Source organism: Micromonospora sp. B9E7, from assembly GCF_039871815.1.
In the GTDB taxonomy this organism is placed as follows: Bacteria; Actinomycetota; Actinomycetes; order Mycobacteriales; family Micromonosporaceae; genus Micromonospora.
This window is the reverse complement of record NZ_JBDPLX010000001.1, coordinates 302,408-328,970: the sequence shown is the minus strand read 5'-3', so window position 1 is coordinate 328,970 and position 26,563 is coordinate 302,408. Positions and strand designations below refer to the sequence as shown.

Below are 26,563 nucleotides of genomic sequence, written 5' to 3'. Positions count from 1 at the left end.
ATGAGCGCTGATCAGCTCACCACCACCATCACCGACCTGTACCTGTCCCTCGGCGACCGGCAGGCGTTCGACGCACACCTGCACCCCGACCTGACGTTCTGGGAGTCCGACGCCGACGGCCTGCTGTCCGGCCTGGGCGCGCTGGACGACCTGCGGGACCGACGGGCCACCCGGGCCGCCGGTTCGCCGCCGCTCTCGGTCGCGCCGGAGCACCTGCACGCCGACGCCTGGGGCGACACCGGCCTGGTGCGCTACGTGCTGCGGGCCCGCTTCGCCGACGGCACGCCGGACGAGTGTTTCCGGGTGACCGACGTCCTGCGCCGCGAGGCCGGCACCTGGCGGATCGTGCACCATCACGCGGAGGCCGTGCGATGAGCGCCGGGGAACCCACCACCGACCTGTACGACCTGCGCGTGGTGGTGGAGCGGATCGAGGGCCGCTCGGTGTGCGGCCTCAAGCCGGGCGACCACTTCGACGTGACCGGGTCGAACCGGCTGACCATCCCGGCCGGCGGGCACTTCTGCCTGTACGCGCTGGCCGCGTGCCTGCCCCTGATCCCCGCCAAGCAGCGGGAGCTGGCCGAGGGGGACTGGCTGGCCCAGGACAGCCACGTCGCCTGCCCGGACCCGGAGGAGCGGCTCATCATGCGGATCGAGCGGACGGGCCGCCGGCAGATCCCCACGGGGGAGCTGACGTGAGCGAGGGGCTGGTCGGCATCGGCCTACAGTCCGACAAGTCCGCCGACGAGTACGCCGAGTTGGCCGAGCTGACCGAGCGGCACGGTTTCGACGTGCTGTCGGTCTTCGGTGACCTGATGTACCAACCGCCGATCTTCCCGCTGCTGGTGGCGGCCCGGCACACCCGGCGCATCCGCCTGGGCGTGGCGTGCCTCAACCCGTTCACCATGCACCCGGTGGAGGTCGCCGGCCAGGTGGCCGCACTGGATCTCGCCTCGCACGGCCGGGCCTACCTCGGGTTGGCCCGGGGCACCTGGCTCGACGAGATCGGCGTGCCGCAGGTCCGGCCAATCCGGCGCATCGTCGAGACGGTCGCCGTCGTCCGGCTGCTGCTCGCCGGGGACGACAGCGGTTTCCAGGGCAGCGAGTTCACCGTGGCGCCCGGTACGTCGCTGCGGTACACCCCGGCCCGTGCCGACGTACCGGTGCTCGTCGGCACCTGGGGGCGGCAGACCGCGCGGGCGGCGGCCGGATTCGCCGGCGAGGTCAAGGTGGGCGGTTCGGCGAACCCGGCGATGGCCCGGAGGATGCGGGCCTGGCTGGACGACGCGGCCGTCGCGGGTCGCGACCGGACGGGGGTGGTGCTCGGGGCGGTCACCGTGGTCGACGAGGACGGTGTCGTGGCCCGGCGGGTCGCCCGCCGGGAGGTGGCCATGTACCTGGCGGTGGTCGCCGCCCACGACCCGACCACCGAGGTGGACCCGGAGTTGCTGGCGCGGATCCAGCAGCATGTCGGCCGCCGGGAGGACGACCTCGCCGGCGCGCTGATCGGCGACGACCTGCTCGACCTGTTCGCCTTCTCCGGCACACCCGAGCACGTCGCCTCGCAGGCGGCGGCGGTGTTCGACGCCGGGGCGAGCCGGGTGGAGTTCGGCACCCCGCACGGGTTGACGCCGCACGGCGGGATCGACCTGCTCGGCCGGCGGGTGCTCCCTTTGTTACGGCGGTGAAAACCCCTCGTCGCGGGCCTTAAAAGATCGTGTACTCGTGCTTATGATCTTGACGAGAGTCGCCCGAAGAGGCGCTTTCGTCCACATTAGACGAGGAGCAGCATGCTCAGGAGAACGCGGTGGCTGATGGCGGTTGCCGTCACGGCCACGACGCTGACCGCCCTACCGGGCGGCTCGGCCACAGCCGGACCGAGCGGCATCGACCGGCCCGGCGCACCCGCCGCCTCGGTCGACGGCAAGACGCACACCGTCACCCTGCTGACCGGCGACGTGGTGACCGTACGGAGCACCGGCTCGGGATGTCCGCAGGCCACCGTGCGGCCGGTCGACGAGAACGCGGTGATCGACCAGACCTGCGGCCCCGACGGCCACCTGCACGTCGTCCCCGCCCGGGTCGCGTCCCAGGTCGGCTCGGTCCTCGACCCCGACCTGTTCGACGTCACCGCGCTGATCGCCGACGGGTACGACGACGACAACTCCGCCGAGCTGCCGCTCATCGTGCAGCCCGCCACCGCGTCCGCCCGGGTCGCCGCGCTCGGCGACGTGCTGTCGCTGCCCAGCATCGGCGCGGTCGCCGGCCGGGTACCCAAGAAGAGCCCGGCCACCGCGAAGCTGGCGACCAACTCGCTGCTCGCCGGCGCGAAGAAGGTCTGGCTCGACCGCAAGGTCCGCGCCACCGCGCTGACCGGCGGTGGACCGCACGCCGACCTGGACCGCAACCTGGGCCAGATCGCCGCGCCGGAGGCCTGGAAGGCCGGCTACACCGGCAAGGGGACCACTGTCGCGGTGCTCGACACCGGTGCCGACTTCACCCACCCGGACCTGGTCGGGCGGGTCGTCGACCGCGCGGACTTCACCGCCGAGGGCGGCGACGCCGTCGACCACAACGGCCACGGTACGCACGTCGCCTCGACCATCGCCGGCACCGGCGCCGCCGCACACGGCCAGCGTCGCGGCGTGGCGCCCGACGCCAAGCTGCTGATCGGCAAGGTCCTCGACGACCACGGCTACGGCGACGACTCCGGCATCATCGCCGCCATGGAGTGGGCCGCCCCCCGCGCCGACGTCATCAACATGAGCCTCGGCGGCAGCGACGCCGACGACGGCAACGACCCGCTCTCGCTCGCCGTCGACGGTCTGAGCAGGTCCACCGGCACCCTGTTCGTCATCGCCGCCGGCAACAACGGCGCGCAGATCTCCTCGCCCGGGTCGGCCGCCAGCGCGTTGACCGTCGGCGCCGTCGACCGCGACGACAAGCTCGCCGACTTCTCCAGCCGCGGACCACTGGTCACCAGCCACGTGGCCAAGCCGGAACTGGTCGCACCCGGCGTCGACATCGTCGCCGCACGGGCCGCCGGCACCAACCTGCAGGACCCGATCGACAAGCACTACGAGGCGATCAGCGGCACCTCGATGGCCAGCCCGCACGTGGCGGGCGCCGCCGCGCTACTCGCCCAGCGCCACCCGGACTGGACCGGCGAGCAGCTCAAGGCCGCACTCGTCGGCGCGGCCGACCCGCTGACCGGCGTCGACGCGTACGCCGTCGGAGCGGGCCGGCTCAACGCGGCCCGGGCCCTCGGCGGCCCGACCAGCAACCAGCCGGTGGTCAACCTCGGCACGTTCGCGTACCCGCAGGCCGGCACCAGCGAGGCGAAGCTGAGCTGGACCGGTGAGTCGGCGGCCGTCCTCGACCTCGACGTGGCGGTGGTCAACCACGACGGCCAGCCGGTGCCCCGCGGCGCGGCGACGCTGACGACGAGCCGGGTCACCCTCAAGCGTGGCGCGACCGCCGGCGCGACCCTGCGGATCAACCGCGCGGCGCTGGCCGCCCGGCCCGGTTTCTACCTGGCCACCGTCACCGCCCGTTCCGGCCGCAAGCTGGTCGCGACCACACCGGTGAGCTTCTACGTCGAGCCGCCCAGCTACGACCTGACGATCCAGACGAAGCCGATGCCGGGCCTGAAGGACGGCGCGGAGAGCTGGATCAACCTCATGGTCACCAACCTCACCGACCCGACGCTCTACTACGACGGAGGGTCCGGCACACCCGGAGACACCTTCACGCTGCGGGTTCCCGCCGGCCGGTACTCGGTGTTCGGCGCCTCGATCGCCTACTACGTCGACAGCGACGTGCTGGAGTCGACGCTCGCCGCCGAGGCCGACCTGGACGTCCGCGGGGCCCGGAGCGTGACGCTCGACCCGGCGCGGGCCAAGCCGGTTACGGTGACCGTCGACGGGGTGCCCACCACGCCCACCCGCACCGACTTCACCAGCCTCCAGACCGCGGCGAACGGCCGGTCCTGGTGGCACCAGGTCAGCGGGTACGGGACCGCGACAACGGTCCGCACCACCGCGCTGCCGAAGCCCACCGTCGGCTCCCGGCGCACCTGGGCGGCCGTCAACCTGGACTCACCGGCCGGCACCGCCAAGCCGTACCGCTACAACCTGGTGCACGAGTACGCCGGCGGCGTGCCGGGCGACCCGGCCTTCCGGGTGAGCAGGACCGAGCAGGCGAAGCTGGCCCGGATCGACGAGCGGTTCCACCAGACGGATTCGCCGGAGATGTTCACCCAGCTGATCCGGACCGGCATGACCCGCGACGGGGTGGGGGTGACCCAGACCCACGAGGGGAACCTGCCGCCGAACCGGACCGACTACCTCTCGCCCGACATCCTCTGGGCCGACCAGGGCGTCTACGGCGGTCTGGCCGCGGACGAGGCACCCCGCAGCTACCAGCCGGGCAGCCGGCAGACCAAGATCTGGGCGCGTCAGCCGTTGCACTCCGACTGGTACGACGACCCGGCCGGTGCCGACTGGAGCTGCGCCACCGCGCCGTCGCGGACCCGGGGCAACCTGCACCTCGACCTGGTGTCGCTGACCGACCAGCACCAGCGGGCCGACTGCCTGCGGGGCGAGGCGATCGGAGTGAAGCGCAAGCTGTCGCTGTACCGCAACGGCAAGCTGGTCGACGAGCGGTCCGGCCCGTACGGCGACTTCACCGTCCCGCAGTCGATGGCCGACTACCGGGTGACCCTCGACGTCGACACGAGCCTGATCCTGCCGATCTCGACCAAGGTCAACACCTCGTGGACGTTCCGGTCCGCCGGGCCGGACGGGACCGGGAGCGTGCCGTTGCCGCTGCTCGCGGTCGACTACGCCCTGCCGATGGACCACAACAACCACCCGGTCGACGGAACGGCCGAGCTGGCCGTCCGGCAGGCACACGGTGTGAAGGCGCAGAAGGTGACGTCGTTCCAGGTCTGGACGTCGACGGACGACGGCGCCACCTGGAAGTCGGCCCGGGTCACCGGCAGTGGCGACAGTTACCGGGTCGAACTGCCGAAGGCAACCGCCGGACAGGCCGTTTCGCTGCGGGTGAAGGCCGCCGGCAACGGCGGTAGCGGAATCGACCAGACCATCATCCGGGCGTACCACGCCGGCTGACGGTCACCCCGCTGGTGCGGCCTGGCCCCCGACCGGGCCGCACCAGCACCCCGCCGGTTCGTGGGCGCCCTCGATTTTTCCGAGCCGACGGTGTCGATCCGGCCCTGCCTCGTTCGTCGTGACGGCAGAACGTGACGCCGACACGAGAGGTGCCCTCCATGACGTCTGTGACGACTGTCCCCGACACCCAGCTTCGCCGAACCCGGTTCCTGCTGGCCTGCGGCACGGTCGCCGGCCTGCTCTTCCCCGTCCTGTCGTTCGGGCAGGCGTTCACCCGACCCGGGTTCGACCTGCGGCGGCACGCGGTCAGCTCACTCACCCTCGGTGATCTCGGCTGGTTGCAGGTCATCGCGTTCGTGGGCACCGGCCTGCTGGCCGTCGCCTTCGCGGTGGGCCTGTGGCAGACGCTGCGACCGGGTCGGGCCGGCACGGTGGTGCCGGTGCTGGTCGGCGTCTACGGGGTGGCGATGGTCGGCGGCGGAATCTTCGTGCCCGATCCCGCGCTCGGCTGGCCACCCGGCGCCCCGACCGGCCTGCCCGAGCAGGCCAGCACGGGCAGCATCCTGCACACCGTGTGCGGCGCGGCGGCGTTCCTGTCGCTGATCGCCGCCGGCCTGCTGCTCGCCCGCCGGTTCGCCGGCCAGGGGGACCGGACCTGGGCGCTCTACAGCGCCGCCAGCGGTGCCGTCGCGTTCGTGCTCACCGCCCTGCCGTGGAGCGAGGGGAGTGCGAGCATCCGCTTCGCCGTCGGAGCGGTGCTCATCTCGGGGTGGCTCGTGGCGCTCTCCTGGCGAGCACGCGACGAGGTGGCCTGACCGCTGAGGTGATTCTGGTCGTAGGCACGTGACAGCATCACGTCATGGCCACAGCGAAGCAGCCGGTAGCCGTTCCGACCGCGATCAGCGTCGACGACTTCCTGGCCGGCAACCCCGACGAACGTAGGCGGGCCGACGCGGGGCGGCTCCGCGCGATCATGGGCGAGCTGACCGGGGAGCCGGCGGTGATGTGGGGCCCGAGCATCGTCGGCTTCGGCAGCTACCACTACACCTACGAGAGCGGGCGTAGTGGCGACGCGCCCCTGGTGGGGTTCTCGCCGCGCAAACAGCACCTCGTCGTCTACCTCACCGGCGGCGGCATCGAGGAGCGGTACGCCGCGCTCCTCGGCCGGCTCGGCCCGCACCGTGCCGGCAAGGGATGCCTCTACCTGAAGCGGCTCGACGACGTCGACGAGAGCGTGCTGCGGCAGCTGATCGAGCGCACCGTCCGGGTGCACAGGGGCGTCGACCGGGCCAGCCGCCGATGAGCCGTCGACGTCACTGGCCCTCCCACACCGCCTTCGCCCCGGAGTCGCCGGTACGGAACACGTAGTAGATGGCGACGCCGGCAGCCACCACCGACAGCACCTGCAACGCCAGGGTCAGCGCCCGACCGGGCCGCCCATCGGCGCTGGTCTCGGCGGCCCTCGGCGGGACGAACCAGACCAGTGCCAGCGCCACGATCGCCAGCCCGAAGGTGGCCCAGAGCGTGATGTCGCCGAACTCCTGGTGCGCCTCCAGCTTCGGGAGGAATTCCGGGGTCACCCGGTTGGCGGCCTGCATGCGCTCAAGAAAGGCGTCGCCGGAGAGCTTCGTCAGCAGGGCGGCGACCGGCGCGCCCACGGCGAGCAGCCCCAGCACCCAGCGGGTGTGCGGCCGGATCGGCGGGACGAGCGCATAACCGACCGTCAGCAGGGCGAGCAGTGGCACGAACACGACTGCGGCGTGCAGCAGCAGAGGGTGGGCCGGGATGCCCATGAACTCCTCGAACATCGGCGTCTCCTCCGGTGACATCGGCCTGGACGTTGATCGTCCACAGAGCGACGGTATCGGTATGGCGCGGGCGTGTCATCCCTGTCGATCACTCACGTGTCGCGACGCGGCGCGGCCAGGTCGACGGCTCACATCAGAGGTTCCGCAGGGTGACCGACGCACCGGGGCGAAGCGTGACCTGGTGCGGGCGACCGTTGGCCAGCACCGTCGTGCTGTGGCCACCCACGCTGGTCAGGCGCGCCTGGGTGACCCGCCCGTCGCGCCAACCGAGGTCGACGGTGAAGCCGCCGCGTACGCCGACGCCGGTCACCGAACCGGCGGACGCCCAGGCGGCGGGCAGCGCCGGCAGCAACTCGAGGTGACCGGGCCGGGAGTAGACGAGCATCTCGACGATCGCGGCGGGGGTGCCGAGGTTCGCGTCGATCTGGAAGATGCCCCGGCCGGGGTTCGTCTCGTAGATGTCGAAGAGGTTCATGGCGCTGCCGTTGCTGCCGTTCGTCGACGGCTTCAGGTTGGTGACGACGAGCTGGTACGCCTTCTCCGCGTCCTTCAGCCGCGCCCAGCACAGGCTGCGCCACGCGTTGGCCCAGCCGAAGCTGTTCATGCCACGCGCGGTGAGCAGGGCGGTCGCACCGGCGACGATCGCGGCGGGGGTGGAGCCGTCCGGGCGGATCCGGTCGCCGGGGAAGAGACCGATCAGGGGGGAGAGGTGCCGGTGGGTGGTCTCGCCGAGGTTGTCGGGGGACATCCACTCCTGCAACCAACCCGAGGTGGGGCTGACCTCGGGCAGGTAGAGGCGCTTGCGGAGGTCGTCGACCGTGCGGGCGTGGTCGGCGTCGCGGCTGAGCACCCGGCTCGCGGTGTGGTAGTTCTCGAAGAGGTTCCACACCAACTCCTGGGAGTAGGTGTTGCCCCTGGTGTCCTGCGGCCCGTGCTCGGCCGACCAGTCCCGGTCGGCGACCAGGACCTCGCGTGAGGTGCCAGTCGCGTCGGTGACGGTCATGCTGACGAGTCGGGTCTGCCAGAACTCCACGGCCCCCTTGATGACCGGGTAGACCTTCGCCAGGTAGGCGCGGTCCTGGGTGTACTCGTAGTGCTCGAACAGGTTCTGGCAGAGCCAGGCGTTACCGCTCGGGTGCCACCACCACCCGCTTCCGCCGTACGGGTTGGTGGAGAAGGCGACGGCCCAACCGGCGACCTTTCCGCCGGTGTTGCGGAACCGGTTGGTCGAGGTGTTGAAGAGCCGTTGGGTGACCTCGGTCCAGACCGGCAACTGCGCCACGCAGTAGTCGGCGTACGCGTCGAAGGTGTCGGTGAGGCCCGCCCGGTCGGCCGGCCAGTAGGTCATCTGGATGTTGACGTCGCTGTGGTAGTCGCCCATCCAGTCCGGGTCGTTGCCGTCCAGCCACGGGCCCTGCAAACCGATCGGCAGGCTGCCCCGCGACCCGGAGATCAGCAGGTAGCGGCCGAACTGGAGGTACGCCGCCTCCAACTCCGGGTCGGGCACGTCGTCCCGCCAACGCGCCTGCAACCGCTCCCAGGTGTCGAGTTGACGCTGGGCGACCGACGACGTCCCGAGGTCGATGGTGAACCGCTCGAACGCCGGGCGGACGTCCGCGACGTGGGTGTGCAGCAACTCGCGTACGGAAGCGCGCGCGGCTGCCTGGACCTTGTCCCGGGCCAGCCGTTCGGGATCCACCGACGTGTCGCGGAACCCGGTGGCGGCGGTGGGGGCGTAGTCGGTGCCGCCGCTGACGACGACGGTGAGGTCCCGGCAGCCGGTGAAGGAGATCGACGTGCCGTGCACCGCGACCTCTCCGGTGCCGCTGTACGCGGTGACGGCGGCACCGTAGCGCAGCCCGTTGGCGAAGGAGGCGCCGAACGACGCGTACCGGCCCGCGGCGTCGGCGGTGGTGGACTCGCCGTGCGTGCCGGCCAGGGATACGGTGCCGGTGTACGCGCCGCCGCCGTGAGACGAGAAGTGCAGCACGATGACGTCGTCCGGGCGGCTGGCGAAGATCTCCCGGCGGTAGCCGACCCCGCCGATGTCGTACGCGGTGGTGACCAGGCCCTGCGCCAGGTCGAGGGTGCGGCGGTAGGCGTCGACAGTGCCCAGGTCGTGCCCGGGGATGTCGACGGTGAGCGTGGCCAGCATGGTCAGCGAGCCGAAGTCCTCGCGCCCGTAGGGGAACTGGCCGTCGCCGTCGAGCGTGTCGTTGCGACCACCGGTCCAGAGCGTGGCGTCGGTGATCGTCAGAAGCTCCCGGGACGGGTCGTTGCTCGCCAGGGCCCCGAGACGGCCGTTCCCGATCGGCAGGCCCTGCTCGATCATGGAGTTGGCGGAGCCGGGCGACTGCCACCAGAGCTGGTTCTTCGAGGCGAGGGCCGGGGCGAGCATCGGCGACTCGGTGGGACGCCGGGGAGTCGGCGTCGCGGCGAAGGCGGGCAGCCCACCGAGGGCGGTGGCCGCTCCGGTCGCGGCGGCCAGCGCGAGGAAACCGCGACGGCTGGGGTGGTTGTCGCGCGGTTCGGGGTTGCGGTTGTCCATGTCGGGTTCTCCAACCTGGGTGTTCGGCGGATGCGCGCGGCGGTGCGGCCCGGCGGTGCGCCGGGCCGCGCCGGGCACGTCAGAGGGTCTGCGGTACGGCGATCCGGTCGATGTCGGGGGCGTACCAGGTGCCGCTGTCGAACGTGATGGTGTTGGTGCCCGCCTTCAGAGCCAGTTGGACGGTGACCGTTTCGACCGTGTCCCAGTCACCCGTGGAGGGGAACTTCAGGTAGGTGCCGTTGCCGCTGTTGGAGGAGACGTGCACCGACCGCGTGTCGCCGCTGACGTAGGAGACCGAGACGGTGTAGATGCCGTCCCTGCGTACGGTGACGTCGTTGAACCGCACCGCGCCGCCGACATAGAGGTTGCCGACCTTCCTGCCTCCGGAGCAGGCGTCACACCCGCCGACGGAGGCGTTGCCGGTCAGGGTGTTGGCCGGGGCCTCGGCCTCGTAGCTGGTCGTGGCGAGGGCGGTGCCGGGCCGTACGGTGAACAGCCGCGAGCCGTGCGCGGGCAACGCCGCGGTGACCTTGTTCTTCTGCTTCCCGAGGTCGCGGCGGTTCCACACGTCCCGGACCGAGGCGTTGCCGGTGAAGCCGAAGGACGCCCAGTGCGCGGTGACCGAGGCAGGCGCGTCGGCGAGGTTGAACAGGGCCACGGTGTAGCTGCCGTCGGGGTTCTTCGCGCCCCAGACCTGCTGGTCACCCGCCGGGGTGACCGGCCGGGCGGGCGCGCCGCCGTTCTGGTCGATGGCGATGACCTCGCGGTTGGTCAGCAACGACAACCCGTAGTCGTCGAGGCGGGTGAGGTCGTCCCCGGTGTACAGCGGTGACTTCGAGATCGCCCACAGCGTCGCGTACGACTGCCGCTCGGCGTTGGTGAGGCCGTCCATCTCGCCGTTGCCCACGTTGAGCGAGTCGAGGTCGTTCCACCCGCCGGGGCCGGCCTTACGGCTCCAGGCCGGCGCGTCGTCGAACCGGTCGTCGACCGAGTTCTCCCAGCTGACCAGGGTGTCGCAGTAGCACTCGACGTCGGTGTCGATGCGCCACCCGTTGGAGTACCGCTTCCAGTCGGCGGCGTGGTCGATGTCGAGCGACCAGGACAGTTCGAGGTGGATCGGGCGGCCGGCGGTGGCGATGGCCTTCTGCCAGGCGGCCACGTCGGCCACGTTGTCGTAGTTGTCACCGGACTTGAACGAGCCCGGCCCGACGCCGTCGAGCTTGAGGAAGTCGTAACCCCAGTCGGCGAACAGCTGAGCCTGCGAGTCGATGTACTTCTGCGCGCACGCGTTGTCGAAGTTCAGCTTGTACGCGCTGTCCCAACCGTTGGTGGTCCGCAGGTCCGGGTAGACGATGTCGGCGGTGGTGCACCCGGGAGCGTTCCAGATCGGCGTGACGCCGTTGCCGTACGCCTCCTTCTCCAACCCGACGGGCAGGTAGATGCCGGCCTTCAGCCCCTTGCCGTGGATGTGGTCGGCGACGGCCTGCATGCCGCGCGGGAAACGTACCGGGTCGGGCGTCTGCCGGGCGTACTGGTCGAACCTCGGCACCCAGGCGTTGTCCCGCCACCAGCCAGCGTCGATGTTGACGTACTCGTAGCCGTACGGCTTCAGCTTCGCGGCGAGGGCGTCCGTCTGCTTCAGGACGTTGGCCTCGGTGAGGTAGCTGTAGTCGCCGTCGGGGTTCAGGCCCGGGTACTTGGAGGACTGCATGGTCCAACTGGTCCACCCCATGAAGGGGCGCTCCGCGATGCCCGCGGCCGTCGGGGCGGCCACCCTCGGGGCAGCCCCGGTCGGAGCGGCCTGGGCCGGGACGGCGCCCGCGCCGAGCAGCGCGGCCAGTGTCACCGCGATGAGGGGTACGCCGATGCGGGCTCGTCTGCGGGGGATCGTCGGTGACGGCATGTCAACCTCCTGGTGGCGCGGATGAGTCGAGCAGGTTCTGGACGACCGGTCAGGGGACGACGAGCGACTGGATGCTCACGGCCGCCGCGCCGCGGGCCCACTCCTCGAAGGGCAACGGGCGGATGGAGACGGGGCACCGCGCGGCGGCGCCGAAGGCCTGCCGTTCGAAGCTCGTCCGGATGTGGCTGTCGAACAGGTCGTACGCGGCCAGCCCCTCACCGGACACGACGATGCGGGTGGGGCCGACCAGGTTCGCGACGGCCGCGATGGCGCAGCCGATCGCGGTGCCGGCCCGGGTGAAGACGGCTCGCACCTGCTCGTGGCCGGCACGGGCCAGCGCCACGGCCTCGTCGATGGTGAGGTCGGGTCGGCCGGTGTGGTCGCGGGCCTGCGTCACGATGGCGTCCGTGCCGGCGATCGCCTCGACGCAGCCACGACCACCGCAGTGGCAGTCGGGGCCGCCGGCGTCGACGGTGAGGTGGCCGATCTCGCCGGCCACGCCGTACGAGCCGGAGACCAGGCGGCCGTTGACGACGAGACCGCAGCCGATGCCGGTGCCGACGGTGATCAGGGCGAACGACTCGGCGCCCACCCCCTCGCCGAACCAGTGCTCGGCGGCGGTGAGCGCCTTGACGTCGTTCTCCACGGTGACGGCGAGACCGGTGCGTTGGCTGGCGAGTCGGCCCAGGGGCACGTCCCGCCAGTGCAGGAACGGCGAGTAGCGCACCAGGCCGATGCCGCGGTCGATGTCGCCGGAGAGGGCCAGACCGAGCCGGCGGACCAGACTCCGGTCGCCGGGGAACGCGTCGAACAGGTCCTCGACGAGCCGGCCGACCTCGGTGAGGACGGCCTCGACGTCGGGGGCGTCCAGTGGCCGGCGGGCGCTGACATGGACCTGCGCGCGAAGGTCGCAGACCACACCGATCACCTCGTCGGCGGTGATCTTCACGCCGAGGAAGAACTCGCGTTCGGCGCGGACGGCCAGTGGGCTGGCGGGGCGTCCGGCACCCGGGCCGGATCGTTCGGTGGCGGCCAGTTCGTGCAGGTAACCCAGGTCGATGAGCGGTCGGGCGGCCTTGGTGACGGCGGCGGAGGAGAGCCCGAGCCGGCGCGCGAGCGCGACCCGACTCACCGGCCCCTCGGTCAGCACCGTCGTGAACACCGCCGTCGCCGCCGGTGGCCCGGCGAACGTACCGCTGTCGATGCCAGGAAACATGGACGAAATCTAAGGCGAATATTTAACTTCTTCAAGTATTGATTTGCCTCAGTGCTCCGTCCTAGAGTCGGCAGCCTGCCGAGCTGCCCCATAGGTGGGGCAGGCGCGCGGCCACGTCAGACTCAGGTCGCCGCCGCACGTACGCCGAGGCCGACCAGGATCACGCCGGTCAGCCGATCGAGCATTCGTCGCACCGATGCGGTGCGCAGCAACCGGGCTGCGGCACCGGAGACGACGGTCCAGCCGGCGAGCCAACAGGTGGCCAGCGCGGCGTGCGCCGTGACGAGAAGCAACATCGGCACCAGCACCGGTCGGCCCGGTTCGAGGAACTGCGGTGCCAACGTGAGGTAGACGGCGGCGGCCTTGGGATTCAGCACGTTGCCGAGCAACCCTTGCAGGTACGGGTGGTCCACGCGCCAGGGCAGCCTTCGGGCGGAAACCGTCGGTCGCGGTCCCGCCTCCGTGCGACGGCGCGACGCGGACCAGAGCATCCAGAGCCCGAGCCCGACCAGATAACCGGCCCCGACCAGCTTGACCACCCAGAAGGCCTGCGACGAGCGGAGCACCAGCGCGGCCAGGCCGACAGCAGCCAGCGTGGCGTGCACGTAGAGCCCGGTCACCGTACCCAGGATCACCCACCAGCCCTGCCGCCGCCCGCCGGCGGCGACCCGCGAGACGACCAGGGTCAGGCTCGCGCCCGGCGTGGCGGTGATCGGCGCGACGGCGAGCAGGAAGCCGAGCACCGCGACGCCTTGCATGCTCAGACCACCACCCGGTAGTGGGTGGTGAGCAGCCCGGCGTCGTCGTACACGTGGAACGCGACGCCGGGCGGTTGGGTCTGGGTGGCCAACGGGCCCTCGCCCTCCCACGGCATCCGCAGGGTGGAGACCACACCTGGGGCGATCCGCAGTGGTCGGCCCGCGAAGGTGCTCGCGGCGGCGGTGTGGAAATGCCCGGTCAGCACGGCGACGACCAGCACGAGGGTTCTCCTAATGGCTATTGACGTCAAAGCCGTCAGGGACGCTACTCCCGGCCACTGTCGCGCCGAACACGCCGAGCCCGGCCTGGCCGGTCTTCCTCAGCCGGACCAGCTCCTTCTTCAGCCGGCCCCGGACCAGCGTCCTCAGTGCGGGCCCTTACCGAAATTGCTGCTCAGGGCGACCCACGCAGCGCAGGGCAGCTCGCCGGGTGCCAACTGGGTGTGCGACGGCCGCCAGAGTTCGGCACCCTTCGCTGTGACGCGGGCCAGGATGCAGTCGTACTGCGCGGCCCGCAGGGCCACGCCGACCCTGCCGTCCTTCGCGGCCACCTCCGGCACGATGGCAGGGTCCAGCTTCAGGTCGTCGATCGCCGCGCGGACGGTGGGCTCGTCCGGGCCAACGGCCTGTAGGGCGCTCTTCAGACGGTCGTCGACCCCGTCGAGTGACGGATCCTGGGTGACCTGCAGGGGATCATTCGCCGGGCACTCGATGTCATCGTCGCGGCTGTCGTCCTTCGGGCCGAGCCGAAGGCGAAAGCAGATCGGCTCGTCACGTTCGTCGATCACCGAGCCGTCCGCGCCGATCTCCACCCTGTGGCCCATCACCCGCAGCACCAACGTCACGCCGGTCTCCCAGTGTGTCTCACCGGTGACCGCGAGGACCGCGACGTCGGGGTGCTGGCTGGCGGAGTGTACGTACTTGTCGGCCTGGTAGAGGTGGTCGTACTCGAACCGAAACAGAACCCGGTCGACCTTTTTCGCGGCGTCGGCCACGGCACTGTCATGAGTCCGGTCGTCCGGACGGTCGACATGCCGCCACAGACCGACAGCGACCAGGGCCACCACCAGCAGCGCTGCTCCGCCGAGAATCCATCGCCGTCTTCCCTTCACCACGGACGGGATTATGTCGCAGTCGAGACGCCGTCGATGCCCCTCGCGCGACCGAGCGCGAATCTCGGTGGCCACCCGGCTACCGGGAGCGCGGCAGGCAGTCCTTCTTGTACTTCAGGCCGGAGCCGCACCAGCAGGCGTCGTTGCGCTCCGGCGGCCAGGGAATGCGTGCGCTGGGTCGCGCCGACACCTCGGCCGCGTAGCCCGCCCGCACCGCCGCGTCGGCCGGGTCGCCGTCACGTCGACCGGCGAACGCGTTCAGCCCGGCCACTGTCGCGCCGAACACGCCAAGCCCGGCCTGACCGGCGCTGCGCAGCCGGACCAGCTCCTTCTCCAGCCGACCCCGGTGCGCGTCCCAGTCCGGCCCGTACACCTCGGCGAGCGCGGCATGCTCGGAGATCAACTTGTCGAACTCGGCCCGAGGCCAGAAGAGCAGATCCGACTCGGCGTCCCTGCGCTCCCCGGCCCGGCGCACGAGCTGGGTCTCCAGCCGGTCCGCCAGGTCGTCCTGCCGGTCGTGCGGCAGGTTCAGATTCCGTCGTACCCGATGCCGTTGTTGCAACAGGAAGAAGGCGACACCCGGCGCGTCCGGCGGACCGAGATCGACCACCGGGTCGATCGTGGTGCTGGCCGGCCCGGACGCGGCGGTCGCACGTTCGTTGAGCAGGGCGTCGACCGCCTCGCTCAGCCACGTCTCGGCGGTCGCCGAACGCCCACCGGCGTCCAGTGCCGCGCTGACGTAGGCGGGGGCGTCGGGCTGCGTGAGCAGCAACGGGCGCAGCGCGGTCAACTCCCCCATCGCCTCGTCGTCCCGACCGCCGGCACGGAACAGGGCCCGCGCCCGCAGCGCACGGGCGAACCCGGCCCGCGGGTCGTCCCCGGACGGGTACGCCGCCAGGGCCTGCTCCGCGTACCGCAGCGCGGCATCGGGCCGCGCCCGGATCTCGGCGATCTCGGCGGCCAGGGTCAGCGCGTCCCCGGCGTCGTCCGGGTCCTCCAGCCGGCCCTGCTCGGCGGCTTCGGCGAGGTCGGCGGCGACACCGAGCGGATTGGCCGTCCCGAGCGCCGAGCGGCGAAGTTCGGCGAGGTCAGCCTTGGTGAGTACGTCTTTCGTCGACACGATCTCACGGTACGTCGGCCGGCTCCCGGCCTACCGGCAGATCACCGGTAACGCTGCTCACTGATTGGCCGGGCCGACGGCGGCTACCGGTGCGGGTGGTAGCCGCCGTCGGGCCGGTCAGGCGTACGGCGTCAAAAAGTCCTTCGGGCGCAGCGCCTTGCTGGTAACCCGGACATCTCCGATCCACCCGTAGAAGCCCTGCCCGTACGAGAGGTCGAACGACGTCGCCCCGATCACGAACGGAAGCCCGAGGGTGGCGATACCGGTCGACGGCTGGGTGGGGTTGCGGGCGATCTTCGAACCGTCGATGTAGACCACGGTCTGCTGGCCGTCGTTGACCACCGCGAGGTGGGTCCAGCGACCCGTCGGCAGGGCGTGGCTCCACGAGGTCGGGTCGGCGTCCTGCTTGTCGGCGTAGACGACGTACTGCAGGAACCGCTCGGGGGAGATGTTGAGGCTGCAGGTGGACTCCAGCGGAGACCAGCCGGTCGTCTTGCCGGCGTCGCCGCTGCGCCCCTCCCAGCTCAGGATGCCCATCCAGGCGTGGTCGCCCTCGAACGGGTCGGGGAGCTTGACGAACGCCTCGATGGTGTATCCGCTGGTGAACTTCATGCTGTTGATCGGGGCGTTGGCGCCGGCCCGGAGTATGGCGCCACGGTCCGGACCCTTACCGCCGCCGAAGCGGAGGCTGGCGTGTGCCGGCTGACCGGGGTGGTGCTCGGTCGAGTAGGTCAACGCCTCGGCTGCACCGGCGCCGATGCGCTGGACGGTGAGGTTGTTGCCGTTGCCGCTCAGATCCCGGACGACAGTTCCGTCCGCGACCGGCTTACCCTCGGTGCCCGACGACAACCCGTACGAGTCGAACCGCCAGTAGCCGACCGTGCCACGCGGCAGCACCGCGACCGGGGGACGGGGAGCGGGCGGCGGCACCGGCGCGAATCCGTGGAACCGGGCGGCGAAGTCGATCTCCATGCTGAAACGGTCGACCGGACCGGTCAGCTCGATCGTCTCGGCCTCCAGGGGTGTGCGCTTCTCCGGGTCCCGGGCGAGGAACCAGGGCGAAAACGTCTCGACGTCGATGACGTTGCGGGCCACGTCGAAGTGGTAGAGCCGGATCATCGCCGCGCCGCCGTAGTAGCGGTCCTGGTAGTTGGTGATGTGCACCTGTACGTCGTTGCCGGCGGCGTTGGTGAGCGTGGTGCGGCCGGGCGGCCAGTAGTGGCCGTTGAGGGTGAGGAAGATCTGGTCGTTGTTGCGGATCAGACGATCCCAGAGGCGCTGGCCGTTGTCCGAGAGCTTCGCCGCGCCCGCATCATCGGCCCAGGCCAGGTCGTGCGTGGTGAGGATGATCGGCTTGGTGCGGTGCTCGTCGATCACGCCCTGTGCCCAGGCCAGCCCCTTGTCCGAGATGCGCCAGTCCAGTGCGAGCACCAGCCAGTCTCGTCCTGCGGCGCGCAGCACGTGGTAGCTGTTGTAGCCGTCCGGCGAGGCACCGCCGAAGGTGGGCATCGAGGCGAACCGCTGCGGGCCGAACGTGCGCAGGTAGACGCTGTCGCCGCGCTGGTCGTCGCCGCCGCGGATGTCGTGGTTGCCGGCCAGGACGCTGTACGGCAGCTTGCCGTCGAGGGTACGGAACGTCTCGCCGGCCAGCGCGACCTCATGCTCGCTTCCGTGCTCGGTCACGTCGCCGAGGTGGGTCATGAACACGATGTTCGCGTCCTTGCGCTCCTGATTGAGGTAGCGGAAGGTCGCCTTCAAGGGTTCCGGGTCGGAGCTGTCCTCGTCGAAGAGGTACTGCGTGTCGGGCAGCACCGCGAGTGCGAAGCGCGGGCTCTGCGCGTCGAACGCCGCTGTCGCTGTCGCCGCTGCGGCCTCGGTGGCGGTGCCGCCGAGCACGGCCACGGCGGCACCCGCCGCCGGTGCGGCCAGCATCGCCTGGAGCAGGGTCCGCCGCTCCACGTTTCGTTGATCGCCGGTGGCGGCCATCTGGTCTCCCGATTGGTGAGGTGCCTGGACGTGGAGCACTCTCCCGAGGTGCGGTGAGCGCCCCTCGACGCCCGGCTGAACGGCATCTGGCACGTAACCGAAGATCATTTCCGGTGAATCGTGCTGTTCAGCAGGCTGGCTGTCAGTCGTCGAGAGGTTGCAAAACCCTCCAACTGTGGCCATCCGGTGTCAACCCACCGTCGGTAGCGTCCGGTCGCCAGTTTCTCGACCAGATCGCACAAAGGCGGAGTTATGGGCACGGTGGATCGGCGTACGTTCCTCAAGGCGATGGGAGTCCCCGCGATCGGCGCGGCGCTCCCGATGGACCTCAGCAAGGCGCTCGCCATCCCGGCGAACAACCGGACGGGCACGATCAAGGACGTCGAGCACGTCATCATCCTGATGCAGGAGAACCGCTCCTTCGACCACTACTTCGGTGCCATGCGCGGCGTACGCGGCTTCGGTGACCCCCATCCGGCGACACTTCCTTCCGGCAAGGACGTGTGGCACCAGCCCAACGGGGCCGACGAGCTGCTGCCCTTCCGCCCCGAGGTGAAGGATCTCGGCCAGACCTTCCTGCCGGACCCGCCGCACGGCTGGAACGACGGGCACGCCGCCTGGAACGACGGCCGGTTCGACAAGTGGGTGCCGAACAAGGGCGTCACGGCGATGACCTACCACACCCGCCAGGACCTGCCCTACCACTACGCGCTCGCGGACGCGTTCACCGTCTGCGACAGCTACCACTGCTCGTTGATGGGCCCGACCGACCCGAACCGCTACCACATGTGGAGCGGTTGGGTCGGCAACGACGGCAAGGGCGGCGGCCCGGTCATCACCAATGCGGAGGCCGGCTACGACTGGTCGACCTACCCGGAGCGGCTGGAGCGCAACGGCATCTCCTGGAAGATCTACCAGGACGTCGGCACCGGCCTGAACGCCGCCGGCTCCTGGGGTTGGACGAACGACCCGTACATCGGCAACTACGGCGACAACTCGCTGCTCTACTTCCACCAGTACCAGAACGCGCAGCCCGGAACGCCGCTGGCCGACAAGGCCAAGACCGGCACCGAGATCCGCACCCAGGGCCGCGACCCGGAGGCGCTGCTGGCCGACTTCCGCGCCGACGTCGAGGCGGGACGACTGCCGGAGGTCTCCTGGATCACCGCTCCCGAGGCGTACACCGAGCACCCGAACTGGGAGCCGGCCTACGGCGCCTGGTACATCTCGCAGGTCATCGACATCCTCGCGTCGAACCCGGAGGTGTGGAGCAAGATGGCGCTCTTCATCACGTACGACGAGGAGGGTGGCTTCTTCGACCACGTGGTCCCGCCCACGCCCCCGCAGAGCCGCGAGCACGGGCAGTCGACAGTGCCGACCACGAACGAGATCTTCCCCGGCGACGCCGACCACCCGGCCGGGCCCTACGGCCTCGGCATCCGGGTCCCCATGGTCATCGTCTCGCCGTGGACGCGCGGCGGTTACGTGAACTCACAGGTCTTCGACCACACCTCGCTGATCAAGTTCCTGGAGGCGCGGTTCGGGCACGGCCGCCCGGACCTGATCGAGAAGAACATCACCCCCTGGCGGCGCGCCGTCGTCGGCGACCTGACCAGCGCCTTCGACTTCCGGCACCCGAACCGCTCGCGTGAGGTCCGGTTGCCCGACACCGACGACTTCAAGCCCGAGGACCTGGTCCGGCACCCCGACGAGGTGCCGGTCCCGCCGAGCGACCAGCGGCTGCCGAAGCAGGAGCACGGGGTACGCCCGGCGCGGGCCGTCCCGTACACCCTGCACGCCGACGGGCAGGTCAGTCACGACTCGCTGCGCATCGACCTCCGCAACACCGGCGGGGTCGCTGCGGTCTTCCAGGTCCGCCAGGCCGGCAGTGCGGACGCCCCGCGCAGCTACACGGTCGAGCCGGGCAAGCACCTGACCGACACCTGGAAGATCGAGTCCGGGTACGACCTGTCCGTGCACGGGCCGAACGGCTTCTACCGCCGGTTCGCCGGCGGCCGGTCCCACCTCGACGTCACCCCCTCGTACGAGGAGCGGAACGACAAGGTCGTCCTCACACTCAAGAACCGCGGGTCGAATCGGGTCGAGGTCACCGTCCGGGACGGGTACAACTCCCGTCCGGTCAAGCTGTCGCTGCGGCCGGGCCAGACGGAGCGGGCGCACTGGCAGCTCTCCCGCACGCACGGCTGGTACGACCTGACCGTCACCGTCGCGGGCGACACCGACTTCGCCTACCGGTACGCGGGCCACGTCGAGAACGGCAAGGACAGCATCAGCGACCCGGCCCTCGGCGGGCTCGTCTAACCAGTGTCGCGTCACCCGGGCCGGCTCTGGTCCGGGTGACGCAACACTGTGGAGGGTCGGGCAGCCGTCGATCGATCAGCATGGGCTTCAGGCGTAATCGTCAATGCAAAATAGTACCGATGGCCTCTTGTCGCTGCGCATGGTTAATGCGCTGGCTGCTTCTTGGAATGGCATTCTCGGGCGGTAATGCTCCATTGAGCGCCGTTGCAGGAAGTAATGAAGTAATGTTGCCCCGGTCAACGTTATACGTGAAGCACGGATTAATCGACGCATTGAGCAGCCGTTATGGCGATCACCGTCATCGGGTGCGGGCTACGGCGAGACCCTGCGATCACTCAGAGTGACGGTATGGCTGTCGGGCCGCAATCGACGGCGAGGGCTGTGGTCGGCGGTTCGAAAGGCCGAATGGGGCGTCGTCCACGTAATTGATCTGTAACGGAGTGGACCCACAACGAAATCATTTGCCTGGCTAACGTTCTGCCACGAGAGCCGCCACCCGGACGGAGAACCGCTCGGGTGGCGGTGCCATGTGTCAGCACGATGAGGAGGCCGTCCCGCGTGGAGCCGATGGTCACGGAGCCCCAGGTGCTCCGCGCCGGAGAGCCGGGCGACGAACGGGTGCAGAGCGTGACGTCGCCGGCCGCCCCGGTCCGGACGGTCAGCAGGTCGCCGACCCGGATCGCCCTGGCCCGGCTGCGCCGCGACCGGATCGCGATGATCTGCGCTGCGATCTGTGTCGTCTACGTCCTGATCGCGATCTTCGCGCCGTTGCTCGCCCGGCTGGAGGGGCAGAACGCCAGCGACCTGCACCAGAACCTGATCGACGAGTTCGGCTTCCCGACGATCGGGCCGACCGGCGAACACTGGTTCGGGGTAGAGCCCCGCCTGGGCCGCGACCTCTTCGCCCGCTGGGTGTACGGCGCCCGACCGTCGCTCATCGTCGCCGTCGCGGTCACCACGATCACCACGATCATCGGGGTGGTCGTGGGCCTGGTCGCCGGCTTCTCCGGCGGCTGGGTCGACCGGGTGCTCTCCTGGCTGATCGACCTGGTGCTCAGCCTGCCGTACCTGCTCTTCGCGATCGCGAGCTCCGCCGTCCTGGTCGCCATCTTCGGCGGCGCCGACGGCGCCGGGTCCGAGGACGTCGCCCAGATCCGCTTCGTCTCGCTGATCTGCGTGTTGTCGTTCTTCGGCTGGGCCAGCCTCGCCCGCCTGGTCCGGGGGCAGGTGCTCTCGCTGCGAGAGCGTGAGTTCGTCGCGGCGGCCAAAGTGCTCGGCATCCCGACCCGGCAGGTGCTCTTCAAGGAGCTGCTGCCGAACCTGGTGGCACCGATCGTGGTCTCCGTGTCGCTGGCCCTGCCCGGCTACGTCGTGGCAGAGGCCGGACTGACCGTGCTCGGGGCGGGGCTGATCGAGCCCACACCGTCCTGGGGTCTGACGATCTCCGCCGCCACCACGTACTACCGGGCCGACCCGCTCTACCTGTGGCTGCCCGTACTCGGCATCACGATCCTGGTGCTCGCCCTGAGCCTGCTCGGCGACGCCGTGCGCGATGCCTTCGATCCCCGGACCCGTCGATGAGGACGCCCTGGGCTGAAGTGGAACCGGAAGACAAGACAGGAGTACGTCTGTGAGGCAACTGAAGGTTGGTCTCGCCGCCGCGCTGGCCGCCACCATGGCGGCGGCCGGCTGCGGCAGCCCTTCGTCGAACAACGGCAGCAGCGGTGGAGGTGACGCCAAGAGCATCGAGACCCAGCAGAGCGCGTACGACCCGACCGCCAAGGGGCCGGCGGCCGAGGTGCCCGGCGCCAAGAAGGGCGGCATCATCACGGTCTACTCCCAGGTGACCCCGAACACCTTCGACCCGACCGACACCTACTACGCCGACGCGCTGGCGATCGAGAAGCTGATCTTCCGCAGCCCGACGCAGTTCGCGATCCGCAACGGCAAGCCGGTGCTCGTGCCGGACCTGACCGACCTCGGCACCGTCTCGTCGGACAAACTGACCTGGACGTTCAAGATGCAGTCGGGCATCAGGTACGCCGACGGCAGCGAGGTCAAGGTCGAGGACCTGGCGTACGCGATCAAGCGGTCGTTCGCCCACGACGTGTTCGCCAACGGCCCGACGTACCAGCTGACCACCTTCAAGGACGGCGACAAGTACAAGGGCCCCTACGCCAGCGGCGACGCCTACGCCGGTGTGGAGACCCCGGACCCGACCACGCTGGTCATCCACCTCGCCCGGCCGTTCGCGGACCTGCCCCTCTACCTGACCTTCCCGGTGTTCACGCCGATCCCGAAGGCCAAGGACACCAAGGAGAACTACAAGAACAACCCCCTCGCGACCGGGCCGTACCAGTTCGACACCTACACCCCCGGCACCGAGCTGAAGCTGAAGAAGAACCCGAACTGGGACCCGAACACCGACGCGGTGCGGCACCAGTACCCGGACGGCTTCGACTTCAAGTGGGGCGGCGAGGACCCGAAGACCCAGCAGCAGGTGCTCAACAGCGCCGGCGAGGACGCCAACGCGCTCAACTACGGTGCCGTCGACGCCTCGCTGATCCCGCAGCTGACCGGGGACAAGAAGGCCCAGCTGATCCAGGGAGAGCAGCCCTGCACCTACTCGGTGCAGATGGACACCCGCAAGATCCCGCTGGAGGTGCGCAAGGCGATCGCCAAGGCGTACCCGTACGACCAGGTCAACAAGGCCGGCGGTCTGAACAGCTTCAACTCCGCGCCGGCCAGCACCGTCCTGCCACCGAGCGTGCCGGGTTACACCAAGTACGACCCGCTGCCCGGCCTGAGCGGTGTCGGCCAGGGCGACCCGGCCGCGGCCAAGGCCGACCTGGAGGCGGCCGGTAAGACCGGCTTCGAGCTCAGCTGGTACTACGACAACACCAAGCCGGTCCCGCAGCAGACCAACCAGATCCGGGTCGACGCGTTCAAGGCGGCCGGCTTCACCGTGAAGCCGATCGGTGTCACCACCGCGGAGCTGCGCTCCAAGATCGCTGACTACGACGCCCCGGTCAACATGGGCCAGCAGCCGCAGGGCTGGTGCTCGGACTGGCCGAGCGGCGGCAGCTGGTTCCCGGTGCTGTTCCAGACGCACAGCATCGCCGACGGCACCAGCTGGGGCGAGCTCAGCGACAAGGCGCTGGACGCCAAGATCGACGAGATCGGCAACCTCCCGGCCGACCAGGCCGTCGCCAAGTGGGGCGAGCTGGACAAGGAAATCATGGGCAGGTACGTGGCCCTGCCGCGCTACTACGGCAAGCTCGCCTTCGCCATCGGCACGAACATCGGTGGTGCCGAGGGCGACGCCTCCGCGGGTGAGCCGTTCTACCTGAACATGTTCCTCAAGAACTGACCTTCCGCACTCCCAGTCGTGGACGCCGGCCGGCCTCCGGCATAGTGCCGGCCGGCGTCCACCCCCCTCCCCGTTCCGGCTTGGGCCCACAGCCCCGGCCCGCTGCCACCAGGAGCCTCGGCGGTGCTCATCTACATCCTGCGACGGATCGCCAGCGCGGTCTCCGTCGTCATCGTGACGCTGGTCGCCAGCTTCGGTCTGTTCTTCGTCGCGCCCACCGACCCGGCCGGAACGATCTGTGGCCAGCGCTGCACCCCGGAGCGCTACGCCGACATCAGCGCCAGCCTCAACCTCGACGAGCCCGTCGCACAGCAGGTCGGTGGATATCTCAAAGGGCTCGTGGTCGGGCGCACCTACCACTCCGGTGGGCTCACCATCGACTGCGACGCACCTTGCCTCGGCTACTCGTACACCCTCGGCCAGCCGGTGACCAAGCTGATCGGGCAGGCGCTGCCGGTCACCGTCTCGATCGTCCTCGGTGGCGCGGTGGTCTACCTGGTCGCCGGCATCCTCGGCGGCATCATCGCGGCCCGAAGACGAGGCACCTACCTGGACCGGCTCATGGTCGGCAGCTCGCTCGGCATCAACGCCGTGCCGTACTTCGTGGTGGCGCTGCTCGTCTCCCTCTACGCGACGTTCCTGCCGCACGCCGGCTACCACCCGCTGTTGGAGAACCCGCTCACCTGGGCGACCGGGCTGCTGGCCGCCTGGCTGACGCTCGGTCTGGCCAACGCCGCCTCGTACACCCGCTACGCCCGAGCGTCCATGATCGAGACGCTGGGCGAGGACTACATCCGCACCGCCCGCGCGAAGGGCATCAGCGAACGGCGGGTGGTCTACCGCCACGGCCTACGCGCCGCGATCACCCCGATCGCCACCATCTTCGGCCTCGACCTGGCATTCCAGTTGACCGGTGCGATCTTCACCGAGGCGATGTTCGGGCTGCCCGGCCTCGGCGTGCTGACCCTGCGGGCGTTCAACCAGTACGACCTGCCGGTCCTGATGGGCGGCGTGCTGGTCGGCTCGGTGGTGCTGGTCGCGATGAACCTGCTCGTCGACATCCTCTACACGATCCTCGACCCGCGAGTGAGGCTGGGATGACCGAACCGCAACTGCTGTCGACTCCGAACCGACGGCCCGAGACGGTCTCCCGCGCCCGCCGGGTCACCGGCGACCGCACCGAAGGGCAGTCCTACCTGGAGGTCACCGACCTCAGCGTCACCTTCCCGACCGCCGACGGGCTCGTGCAGGCGGTCCAGGGACTCAGCTACTCCCTGCCGCTGGGCCGCACCCTCGCGGTGGTCGGCGAATCCGGCTCCGGCAAGAGCGTGTCCAGCATGGCCATCATGGGCTTGCACGACCCGCGCAGCACCCGGATGACCGGCTCGATCACGGTCGGCGGCGAGGAGATCGTCGGCATGCCGCCCGCCGAGCTTCGCCAGCGGCGGGGAGTCAACGCCGCGATGATCTTCCAGGACCCCCAGTCGTCGCTGCACCCGTACTTCACCGTCGGTGACCAGATCATCGAGGCGTACCGGGCGCACCACCGCGTGTCCAAGCGGGTGGCCCGGGACCGGGCGGTCGACATGCTCGGCCGGGTCGGCATCCCCAACCCGCGCCGTCGCCTGGACGACTACCCGCACCAGTTCTCCGGCGGCATGCGGCAACGCGCGATGATCGCGATGGCCCTGGTCAACGACCCCAAGCTGCTGATCGCCGACGAGCCCACCACCGCCCTCGACGTCACCGTGCAGGCGCAGATCCTCGACCTGATCATGGAATTGCAGCAGGACTTCGGCTCGGCGGTCCTCTTCATCACCCACGACCTCGGCGTCGTCGCCGAGATCGCCGACGACGTGCTGGTCATGTACGGCGGACGAGGCGTCGAGTACGGCCCCGCCGCGTCGATCCTCGGCCGGCCACTGCACCCGTACACCTGGGGTCTGCTGGAAAGCATCCCGGCGGTCTCCGGCGAACCGGCCCGGCTGCACCCCATTCCCGGCACGCCGCCCAGCCTGCTCGCGCTGCCCAGCGGGTGCTCGTTCCACCCGCGGTGCGAGTTCGCCGGCCGGGTGCGGGGCTGCGCCGTCGACCTACCCGACCTGGTCTCCCGCACGGCGGACACCACCCGGACCTCCCGCTGCCACCTGCCCGACCCGGCCGGGATCTTCGAGACCGACATCCTGCCCCGGTTGCCCTGAAGGAGCACGAGATGACCACCACCACCGACACCGCGACCCTCGCTGCGCCCGCCGAGACGACCGGAACGCCGTTGCTGGAACTGCGGGACCTGGAGATGCACTTCACCGCCCGGGGCGACGGCTGGTTCGGCCGCGACGCGCACCGGATCCGGGCCGTCGACGGGGTGTCGCTGCAACTGCGCGCGGGCGAGACGCTCGGCCTGGTCGGAGAATCCGGCTGTGGCAAGACCACCACCGGACGTCTGATCACCCGGCTGCTCGAACCGACCGGCGGGCAGGTCCTCTACCAGGGCACCGACATCACGCACCTCAAGGAGAGGGACCTGCGGCCGTACCGGCGGGAGCTGCAGCTGATCTTCCAGGATCCGTACTCGTCGCTCAACCCGCGGCACACGGTGGGCACCATCATCGGCGCGCCCCTGCGCGTGCACAACCTCGTGCCCAAGGGCAAGGAGCTGGACCGGGTACGGGAACTGCTGGAGGTGGTGGGCCTCAACCCCGAGCACTACAACCGGTACCCGCACGAGTTCTCCGGCGGCCAACGGCAGCGCATCGGCATCGCCCGCGCGCTGGCCGTACAGCCCAAGGTGATCGTCGCCGACGAACCGGTCAGCGCCCTCGACGTGTCGATCCAGGCGCAGGTGATGAACCTCCTCGAAGACCTGCGCAAGGAGTTCAACATCGCGTTCGTCTTCATCGCGCACGACCTGGGCGTGGTACGACACTTCTGCGACCGGGTGGCAGTCATGTACCTCGGTCGGGTCGCCGAGATCGCCGACCGCGACGCGCTCTACGGCACGCCGCAGCACCCGTACACCCAGGCGCTGCTCTCCGCCGTACCCGACCTCGGGGTGGCGCGCGGCGCGGCGCCCAAGGCGCGGATCCGGCTGGCCGGCGACGTGCCGGGCCCGATGGACCCGCCCACCGGATGCCGGTTCCGCAGCCGCTGCTGGAAGGCCGAGGACGTCTGCGCCACCACGACCCCGCCGCTGCGTCAGGTGGGCGACGGGCACGCAACGGCGTGCCACTTCGCCGGAGCACTGGACGAGCAGCCGGCCGCCGCGCAGGTGGCCTGAGACACCACCGCC

21 protein-coding genes are annotated in these 26,563 nt (G+C 70.3%); 12 read left to right on the top strand and 9 right to left on the bottom strand.

Translation table 11 applies throughout. The annotated features are described in order from the left end of the window. The 6 genes from ABGB10_RS01445 to ABGB10_RS01420 all read left to right on the top strand — a co-directional run bounded on the left by ABGB10_RS01445 (position 1) and on the right by ABGB10_RS01420 (position 6,434). Entirely contained in the window at positions 1 to 375 is a 375-nt protein-coding gene (locus ABGB10_RS01445) for a nuclear transport factor 2 family protein (RefSeq protein WP_347658975.1), read from the top strand. Beyond that, positions 372 to 698 (top strand): TIGR04076 family protein, encoded by a 327-nt coding sequence (locus tag ABGB10_RS01440; RefSeq protein ID WP_347658974.1) that lies wholly within the window; start codon positions 372 to 374, stop codon positions 696 to 698. Before ABGB10_RS01445 ends, ABGB10_RS01440 begins: the two co-directional genes overlap by 4 nt. Further along, a complete protein-coding gene (locus ABGB10_RS01435; RefSeq protein ID WP_347658973.1) occupies positions 695 to 1,687 on the top strand; it encodes an LLM class flavin-dependent oxidoreductase in 993 nt (330 codons plus the stop codon). The genes ABGB10_RS01440 and ABGB10_RS01435 overlap by 4 nt, the downstream gene beginning before the upstream one ends. Positions 1,688 to 1,789: 102 nt before the next feature. After that, positions 1,790 to 5,131: a S8 family peptidase gene (locus ABGB10_RS01430; protein WP_347658972.1), complete on the top strand. Its 3,342-nt coding sequence runs from the start codon at positions 1,790 to 1,792 to the stop codon at positions 5,129 to 5,131. 158 nt (positions 5,132 to 5,289) lie between these two features. Next, entirely contained in the window at positions 5,290 to 5,946 is a 657-nt protein-coding gene (locus tag ABGB10_RS01425) for a DUF998 domain-containing protein (protein ID WP_347658971.1), read from the top strand. 44 nt (positions 5,947 to 5,990) lie between these two features. Next, positions 5,991 to 6,434 (top strand): DUF1801 domain-containing protein, encoded by a 444-nt coding sequence (locus tag ABGB10_RS01420; RefSeq protein ID WP_347658970.1) that lies wholly within the window; start codon positions 5,991 to 5,993, stop codon positions 6,432 to 6,434. Positions 6,435 to 6,444: 10 nt separating this feature from the next. Here the strand turns inward: ABGB10_RS01420 and ABGB10_RS01415 are convergent, their stop codons facing one another. The 9 genes from ABGB10_RS01415 to ABGB10_RS01375 form a co-directional block, all read right to left on the bottom strand. Further along, positions 6,445 to 6,960 (bottom strand): DUF2231 domain-containing protein, encoded by a 516-nt coding sequence (locus tag ABGB10_RS01415; protein WP_347658969.1) that lies wholly within the window; start codon positions 6,958 to 6,960, stop codon positions 6,445 to 6,447. A gap of 112 nt (positions 6,961 to 7,072) precedes the next feature. Next, positions 7,073 to 9,487, bottom strand: a complete 2,415-nt coding sequence (locus tag ABGB10_RS01410; RefSeq protein WP_347658968.1) for a glycoside hydrolase N-terminal domain-containing protein — start codon at positions 9,485 to 9,487, stop codon at positions 7,073 to 7,075. 79 nt (positions 9,488 to 9,566) lie between these two features. Then, positions 9,567 to 11,390 carry a carbohydrate-binding protein gene (locus ABGB10_RS01405; protein WP_347658967.1) on the bottom strand — a complete coding sequence of 608 codons (1,824 nt, stop codon included), beginning with the start codon at positions 11,388 to 11,390 and terminating at the stop codon, positions 9,567 to 9,569. Positions 11,391 to 11,439: 49 nt separating this feature from the next. Beyond that, positions 11,440 to 12,606, bottom strand: coding sequence for an ROK family protein (locus ABGB10_RS01400; RefSeq protein ID WP_347658966.1), 1,167 nt, complete (start codon positions 12,604 to 12,606; stop codon positions 11,440 to 11,442). Positions 12,607 to 12,728: 122 nt separating this feature from the next. Next, positions 12,729 to 13,364: a LysE family translocator gene (locus ABGB10_RS01395; protein ID WP_347658965.1), complete on the bottom strand. Its 636-nt coding sequence runs from the start codon at positions 13,362 to 13,364 to the stop codon at positions 12,729 to 12,731. A 2-nt stretch (positions 13,365 to 13,366) separates the two neighbouring features. After that, positions 13,367 to 13,585, bottom strand: coding sequence for a hypothetical protein (locus tag ABGB10_RS01390; RefSeq protein ID WP_347658964.1), 219 nt, complete (start codon positions 13,583 to 13,585; stop codon positions 13,367 to 13,369). A gap of 144 nt (positions 13,586 to 13,729) precedes the next feature. Then, positions 13,730 to 14,551 (bottom strand): hypothetical protein, encoded by an 822-nt coding sequence (locus ABGB10_RS01385; RefSeq protein ID WP_347658963.1) that lies wholly within the window; start codon positions 14,549 to 14,551, stop codon positions 13,730 to 13,732. Positions 14,552 to 14,555: 4 nt separating this feature from the next. Continuing rightward, entirely contained in the window at positions 14,556 to 15,596 is a 1,041-nt protein-coding gene (locus ABGB10_RS01380; protein WP_347658962.1) for an SEC-C metal-binding domain-containing protein, read from the bottom strand. Positions 15,597 to 15,713: 117 nt separating this feature from the next. Beyond that, entirely contained in the window at positions 15,714 to 17,582 is a 1,869-nt protein-coding gene (locus ABGB10_RS01375; RefSeq protein WP_347658961.1) for a LamG-like jellyroll fold domain-containing protein, read from the bottom strand. Positions 17,583 to 17,834: 252 nt separating this feature from the next. On the opposite strand from ABGB10_RS01375, the gene ABGB10_RS01370 reads away from it, so the two are divergent. From ABGB10_RS01370 to ABGB10_RS01345, 6 genes are all read left to right on the top strand, one after another. Next, positions 17,835 to 19,904 (top strand): phospholipase C, phosphocholine-specific, encoded by a 2,070-nt coding sequence (locus tag ABGB10_RS01370; RefSeq protein WP_347658960.1) that lies wholly within the window; start codon positions 17,835 to 17,837, stop codon positions 19,902 to 19,904. 567 nt (positions 19,905 to 20,471) lie between these two features. Continuing rightward, complete coding sequence (locus tag ABGB10_RS01365; RefSeq protein ID WP_347658959.1) at positions 20,472 to 21,485, top strand: ABC transporter permease; 1,014 nt, start codon at positions 20,472 to 20,474, stop codon at positions 21,483 to 21,485. A 49-nt stretch (positions 21,486 to 21,534) separates the two neighbouring features. Beyond that, a complete protein-coding gene (locus tag ABGB10_RS01360; protein WP_347658958.1) occupies positions 21,535 to 23,274 on the top strand; it encodes an ABC transporter substrate-binding protein in 1,740 nt (579 codons plus the stop codon). A 123-nt stretch (positions 23,275 to 23,397) separates the two neighbouring features. After that, entirely contained in the window at positions 23,398 to 24,375 is a 978-nt protein-coding gene (locus tag ABGB10_RS01355; protein WP_347658957.1) for an ABC transporter permease, read from the top strand. Continuing rightward, on the top strand, positions 24,372 to 25,475 hold the full coding sequence (locus ABGB10_RS01350) for an ABC transporter ATP-binding protein (protein ID WP_347658956.1): 1,104 nt from the start codon (positions 24,372 to 24,374) through the stop codon (positions 25,473 to 25,475). The genes ABGB10_RS01355 and ABGB10_RS01350 overlap by 4 nt, the downstream gene beginning before the upstream one ends. A 95-nt stretch (positions 25,476 to 25,570) precedes the next feature. Next, positions 25,571 to 26,551: an oligopeptide/dipeptide ABC transporter ATP-binding protein gene (locus ABGB10_RS01345; RefSeq protein WP_347659231.1), complete on the top strand. Its 981-nt coding sequence runs from the start codon at positions 25,571 to 25,573 to the stop codon at positions 26,549 to 26,551. The last annotated feature ends 12 nt before the right edge of the window (positions 26,552 to 26,563 follow it).

Bases quoted from the DNA above. Each gene is read 5' to 3' on its own strand.
- ABGB10_RS01370 (WP_347658960.1), top strand. From the start codon at position 17,835: ATGGGCACGGTGGATCGGCGTACGTTCCTCAAGGCGATGGGAGTCCCC.
- ABGB10_RS01405 (WP_347658967.1), bottom strand. From the start codon at position 11,390: ATGCCGTCACCGACGATCCCCCGCAGACGAGCCCGCATCGGCGTACCC.
- ABGB10_RS01365 (WP_347658959.1), top strand. From the start codon at position 20,472: ATGGTCACGGAGCCCCAGGTGCTCCGCGCCGGAGAGCCGGGCGACGAA.
- ABGB10_RS01440 (WP_347658974.1), top strand. From the start codon at position 372: ATGAGCGCCGGGGAACCCACCACCGACCTGTACGACCTGCGCGTGGTG.
- ABGB10_RS01410 (WP_347658968.1), bottom strand. From the start codon at position 9,487: ATGGACAACCGCAACCCCGAACCGCGCGACAACCACCCCAGCCGTCGC.
- ABGB10_RS01375 (WP_347658961.1), bottom strand. From the start codon at position 17,582: ATGGCCGCCACCGGCGATCAACGAAACGTGGAGCGGCGGACCCTGCTC.
- ABGB10_RS01420 (WP_347658970.1), top strand. From the start codon at position 5,991: ATGGCCACAGCGAAGCAGCCGGTAGCCGTTCCGACCGCGATCAGCGTC.
- ABGB10_RS01425 (WP_347658971.1), top strand. From the start codon at position 5,290: ATGACGTCTGTGACGACTGTCCCCGACACCCAGCTTCGCCGAACCCGG.
- ABGB10_RS01395 (WP_347658965.1), bottom strand. From the start codon at position 13,364: ATGCAAGGCGTCGCGGTGCTCGGCTTCCTGCTCGCCGTCGCGCCGATC.
- ABGB10_RS01415 (WP_347658969.1), bottom strand. From the start codon at position 6,960: ATGTCACCGGAGGAGACGCCGATGTTCGAGGAGTTCATGGGCATCCCG.
- ABGB10_RS01430 (WP_347658972.1), top strand. From the start codon at position 1,790: ATGCTCAGGAGAACGCGGTGGCTGATGGCGGTTGCCGTCACGGCCACG.
- ABGB10_RS01400 (WP_347658966.1), bottom strand. From the start codon at position 12,606: ATGTTTCCTGGCATCGACAGCGGTACGTTCGCCGGGCCACCGGCGGCG.
- ABGB10_RS01345 (WP_347659231.1), top strand. From the start codon at position 25,571: ATGCACTTCACCGCCCGGGGCGACGGCTGGTTCGGCCGCGACGCGCAC.
- ABGB10_RS01445 (WP_347658975.1), top strand. From the start codon at position 1: ATGAGCGCTGATCAGCTCACCACCACCATCACCGACCTGTACCTGTCC.
- ABGB10_RS01350 (WP_347658956.1), top strand. From the start codon at position 24,372: ATGACCGAACCGCAACTGCTGTCGACTCCGAACCGACGGCCCGAGACG.